The organism is Phenylobacterium sp., assembly GCF_035569475.1.
Taxonomy (GTDB): Bacteria; Pseudomonadota; Alphaproteobacteria; order Caulobacterales; family Caulobacteraceae; genus Phenylobacterium.
This window is the reverse complement of sequence record NZ_DATMNA010000035.1, coordinates 1-4,841: the sequence shown is the minus strand read 5'-3', so window position 1 is coordinate 4,841 and position 4,841 is coordinate 1. Positions and strand designations below refer to the sequence as shown.

6 protein-coding genes are annotated in these 4,841 nt (G+C 68.4%); all 6 read right to left on the bottom strand.

From position 1 onward, the window contains the following. A partial coding sequence (locus VNW53_RS05045; protein ID WP_325554001.1) for an NADH-quinone oxidoreductase subunit J occupies positions 1-405 on the bottom strand: 405 nt, incomplete at its 3' end. 62 nt (positions 406-467) lie between these two features. Beyond that, positions 468-959: an NADH-quinone oxidoreductase subunit NuoI gene (gene nuoI, locus VNW53_RS05040; protein WP_325554000.1), complete on the bottom strand. Its 492-nt coding sequence runs from the start codon at positions 957-959 to the stop codon at positions 468-470. A 1-nt stretch (position 960) separates the two neighbouring features. Next, positions 961-1,164: a hypothetical protein gene (locus VNW53_RS05035; RefSeq protein WP_325553999.1), complete on the bottom strand. Its 204-nt coding sequence runs from the start codon at positions 1,162-1,164 to the stop codon at positions 961-963. Continuing rightward, positions 1,161-2,264: an NADH-quinone oxidoreductase subunit NuoH gene (gene nuoH / locus VNW53_RS05030; RefSeq protein WP_325553998.1), complete on the bottom strand. Its 1,104-nt coding sequence runs from the start codon at positions 2,262-2,264 to the stop codon at positions 1,161-1,163. Before nuoH ends, VNW53_RS05035 begins: the two co-directional genes overlap by 4 nt. 2 nt (positions 2,265-2,266) lie before the next feature. Beyond that, positions 2,267-4,312, bottom strand: coding sequence for an NADH-quinone oxidoreductase subunit NuoG (nuoG, locus tag VNW53_RS05025; protein ID WP_325553997.1), 2,046 nt, complete (start codon positions 4,310-4,312; stop codon positions 2,267-2,269). A 5-nt stretch (positions 4,313-4,317) separates the two neighbouring features. Further along, the coding region (locus VNW53_RS05020; RefSeq protein WP_325553996.1) for an NADH-ubiquinone oxidoreductase-F iron-sulfur binding region domain-containing protein at positions 4,318-4,841 on the bottom strand (524 nt) is incomplete at its 5' end.

Below are 4,841 nucleotides of genomic sequence, written 5' to 3'. Positions count from 1 at the left end.
CAAAGCGGCCGTATTGGCGACGGCGCCGACGGGCGCGGCGGCCTCCGCCGCCTGCGGCGAGCGTGTCCAGCCGATGGCGATATAGCCGAGTTCGAAGGCGACGAAGAGCGCGATCAGCGCGCCAATCGGCAGATATTGCAGGAAGCCCTGCTTAAGCTCGGCGAAATCGACGTCGAGCATCATGACGACGAAGAGGAAGAGCACCGCGACGGCGCCCACGTAGACGACCACCAGCAGCATCGCCAGGAACTCCGCGCCCAGCAGGACGAAGAGCCCCGCCGCGGAGAAGAAGGCGGCGATCAGGAACAGGACCGAGTGCACGGGATTCTTCGCCGAGACCACGGCGAGCGCGCTCACCAGGGTCACAGCCGCCATCAGATAGAATGCGATCGCCTGCAGGGCCATCGGCTGTTCCAGCTCCCTAACTCAGTGTGGGATTCGCTTGTCGCAAAAGGCCCGGGCGGGTCTTAGCGATAGGGCGCATCCAGTTCCAGGTTCTTCGCGATCTCGCGTTCCCAGCGGTCGCCGTTATCCAGCAGACGCTGCTTGTCGTAGTAGAGTTCTTCGCGCGTCTCGACGGCGAACTCGATGTTCGGGCCCTCGACGATGGCGTCCACCGGGCAGGCCTCCTGGCACAGGCCGCAGTAGATGCATTTCACCATGTCGATGTCGTAGCGGGTCGTGCGCCGGCTGCCGTCCTCGCGCGGCTCCGCCTCGATGGTGATCGCCTGGGCCGGGCAGATCGCCTCGCAGAGCTTGCAGGCGATGCAGCGCTCCTCGCCGTTGGGATAGCGGCGCAGCGCATGCTCGCCGCGGAAGCGCGGGCTCTGCGGGTTGCGCTCGTGGGGATAGAGCACGGTGGCCTTGGGGCGGGTCATGTACTTCAGACCCAGCCCGATGGCGCCGGCGAAATCCATCAGCGCCGCGCCCCTCATCGCCTGTCCGATTCGCTGGAACATCTCAGGTCCTCTTGCAGGTGTAGGCGTCGATGCGCTGGGCGTCGCCCTGGTCCTTGAGGACCAGCTTGCCGCCCTGGGCCGCGCAATCGGCCTGGGCGCGCTTCAGGGCGTCGTAGTCGGCCGCCCCGCCGTCGTTCTCGGTGGTTTCGCAGGCCGCCAGGCCGAGGAACGCGACGGCCGCCAGGGGCATGAGGACGCGGTTCATCCGATCCCTCCGTAGACCCGCCAGCCGGCCACCAGGGCCACCGCCACGAGGCTGGTCGGCAGGAACACCTTCCAGCCCAGGCGCATCAGTTGGTCGTAGCGGTAGCGCGGCACGACGCTGCGGACCATGGCGTTCATGAAGAAGACGAAGAAGGTCTTCGCCGCCAGCCAGAAGAGACCGACCAGGCTGATCACCGTGGCCGGGAAGTGGGCCGAGAACGACGCCGGGACCGGGAACGGCGCCTGCCATCCGCCCAGGAACAGCACGGCCATCAGGCCGCTCATCAGGATGATGTTCGAGGTCTCGGCCAGGTAGAACAGCATGTAGGGCGTCGAGCCGTATTCGATGGCGTAGCCCGCGACGAGCTCGCTCTCCGCCTCCGGCAGGTCGAAAGGCGGACGGTTGGTCTCGGCCAGGCCGGAGATGAAGAAGATCACCCCCATCGGGATCATCACCAGGGCCAGGGGCAGGTTCTTCAGCCCGGCCCCGCCCAGGATGTTCCAGTGCCAGAAGCCGCCGGCCTGCATCTCGGTGATGCGGGTCAGGTTCATGGTCCCGGACAGCAGGATCACGGTGATGATCACGAAGCCGATGGAAACCTCGTAGGAGACCATCTGCGCCGCCGAGCGCAGCGCGCCGAGGAAGGGGTACTTCGAGTTCGACGCCCAGCCGCCCATGATGATGCCGTAGACGCCCATGGACGACACGGCGAACAGGTAGAGGATCCCGACGTTGATGTTGGAGATCACCCAGCCCGGCGCGAGCGGGATGGCGGCCCACGACCCCAGGGCCAGGGTCACGCTGATCAAGGGTGCCAGCAGGAAGACGAACTTGTCGGCGCCCGCCGGCACGATCAGTTCCTTGATCAGGAACTTGCCGAGGTCGGCGAAGGACTGCAGCAGGCCGAAGGGGCCCACAACGTTGGGGCCTTTGCGCATCTGCACGCCGGCGAAGATCTTGCGGTCGCCGTAGATCAGGAAGGCGACGGTCAGCAGCAGGACGACGGTCACCAGCAGGATCTGGCCCACCGTCAGCAGGGTCCAGATAACCGGGCTGTCGGACTGGATGGCGGCGGTGGTCACGGTGGTCGAGACAGCCATGCTCACTCCGCCGCGATCTTGGCGGCGCCCGAAGCCTGGGCGGCGCACTCGGCCATGGTCACGCTGGCGCGGGCGACCGGGTTGGACTGGTAGAAGGCCGTGATCGCGCCGGCGAACGGCGCGTCGGAGAGCTCGCCCTTGCCGCCCAGGGCGCCGAGGTCGAGGCCGGCGGCGCCGGCGGGACCGTCCACGTGGTCGATCCGCCCGAAGCTCGGGTGGTCGGCGAACAGCTTGGCGCGCAAGGCGTCCAGGCTGTCGTAGGGCAGTTTCGCGCCCAGGCGTTCGGAGAGCGCGCGCAGGATCGCCCAGTCCTCCTTGGCCTCGCCCTTGGGGAACACGGCGCGGACGCCCTGCTGCACCCGGCCCTCGGTGTTCACGTAGAGGCCGTTCTTCTCGGTGTAGGCCGCGCCCGGCAGGATCACGTCGGCGGTGTGCGCGCCGCGGTCGCCGTGCGTGCCCAGATAGACCGTGAAGGCCTTGGAGGCCGACGCATCGATCTCGTCCGCGCCCAGCAGGAAGAGCAGGTCCGCCCCGCCCTTCGCGACCAGCTCGGCCGCCGTCTTGCCGCCCGCGCCCGGAACGAAGCCCAGGTCCAGGCCGCCGACGCGGGACGCGGCGCTGTGCAGCACGTTCCAGGTCATGCCGAAGGCCTTGGCCGTGGCGGCGGCGGCTTTCAGGACCGCGGCGCTGTCGGCGCGCGTCAGGGCGCCGGCTCCGACCACGATGGCCGGCGCCTTGGCGGCCTTCAGGGCGGCGGCGAAATCGCCCTTGGCCTTGCCGACGCCGGCCAGGCTCTTCGGGCCCGCGCCCAGGTATTCGTAAGGGAAGGTCAGGTCGACGTTCTCGCCGATCACGCCGACCTTCAGCGCCCCGGCCAGCCAGCGCTTGCGCAGCCGCGCGTTCAGCACCGGCGCTTCCAGGCGCGGATTGGTCCCGACCAGCAGGACGACGTCCGCCTCCTCGATCCCCGAGATCGTCGAATTGAACAACCAGCTCGCCCGCGGGCCGCCGCCCAGGATCATGCCGTCCTGGCGGCAGTCGGTGGACTGCACGCCCAGGCCGCGGAACAGGTCGAGCGCGGCCTTCATCGACTCCGCGTCCTGCAGGTCGCCGGCGATCACGCCGACGCGGTCCGGCGCGGTGGCCTTCAGCTTGGCGGCCACGGCCTCCAGGGCCTCGCTCCAGGTCGCGGGGCGCAGCTTGCCGGCTTCGCGGACGTAGGGCCGGTCCAGGCGCTGGCGCGCCAGGCCGTCGACGGCGTAGCGGGTCTTGTCGGAGATCCACTCCTCGTTGATGTCCTCGTTGACCCGAGGCAGCACCCGCAGCACGGCCGCGCCGCGCGCGTCCACCCGGATGGCCGAGCCCAGCGCGTCCATCACGTCCACGCTCTCGGTCTTCTTCAGCTCCCAGGGCCGGGCGTTGAAGGCGTAGGGCTTGGAGGTCAGCGCGCCGACCGGGCAGAGGTCGATGACGTTGGCGCTCAGTTCCGAGGCCACGGCCTTGTCCAAATAGGTCGTGATTTCAACGTCTTCGCCGCGAGAGATAAGGCCGATGTCAGGAACGCCGGCGACCTCGGTGATGAACCGGACGCAGCGCGTGCACTGGATGCAGCGGGTCATGACCGTCTTGATCAACGGTCCCATGTACTTCTCTTCGACGGCCCGCTTGTTGTCGACGTAGCGGCTGTCGTCGCGGCCATAGCCCATGGCCTGGTCCTGCAGGTCGCACTCGCCGCCCTGGTCGCAGATCGGGCAGTCCAGCGGGTGGTTGATCAGCAGGAATTCCATGACCCCGTGGCGGGCCTTCTTCACCATCGGCGTGTCGGTGAAGATCTCCATGTTCTCGGCGGCCGGCAGCGCGCAGGAGGCCTGCGGCTTCGGCGGGCCGGGCTTCACCTCGACCAGGCACATGCGGCAGTTGCCGGCGATGGAAAGCCGCTCGTGGTAGCAGAAGCGGGGGATCTCCTTGCCCGCCAGCTCGGCCACCTGCAGGACGTTCATCCCGGGCTCGAACTCGACCTCGACGCCGTCGACCTTGCAAATCGGCATGCGCTCTACTCCGCGGCGATGGAGGCGCCGGCATAGCTGCCGGGACGCGCACGGTATTGGGTAATGCGGCCCTCCACCTCGTGGCGGAAGTGACGGAACAGGCCCTGGATCGGCCAGGCCGCGGCGTCGCCGAGGCCGCAGATGGTGTGGCCCTCGACCTGGCTGGCCACGTCGAGCAAGAGGTCGATCTCGGACATCTCGGCCTCGCCGGTGACCATCCGCTCCATCACCCGCCACATCCAGCCGGTGCCTTCGCGGCAGGGCGTGCACTGGCCGCAGCTCTCGTGCTTGTAGAAATAGGAGGCCCGCGCGATCGCCTTCACCAGGTCGGCGTCCTTGTCGAACACGATCATGGTGCCGGTGCCGAGGCCGGAGCCCCTCGCCTGCAGGTCCTCGTAGGTCATGACGGCTTCGTCGCACTGGTCGGCCGGGATCATCCGCACCGAGATGCCGCCGGGGATCACCGCCTTCAGGTTCGACCAGCCGCCGCGCACGCCGCCGAAGTGGTCCTCGATCAGCTGCTTCACCG

Coding starts and splice junctions, on each gene's coding strand:
- VNW53_RS05035 (WP_325553999.1), bottom strand. CDS start 1,164: ATGAACCGCGTCCTCATGCCCCTGGCGGCCGTCGCGTTCCTCGGCCTG.
- nuoG (WP_325553997.1), bottom strand. CDS start 4,312: ATGCCGATTTGCAAGGTCGACGGCGTCGAGGTCGAGTTCGAGCCCGGG.
- nuoI (WP_325554000.1), bottom strand. CDS start 959: ATGTTCCAGCGAATCGGACAGGCGATGAGGGGCGCGGCGCTGATGGAT.
- nuoH (WP_325553998.1), bottom strand. CDS start 2,264: ATGGCTGTCTCGACCACCGTGACCACCGCCGCCATCCAGTCCGACAGC.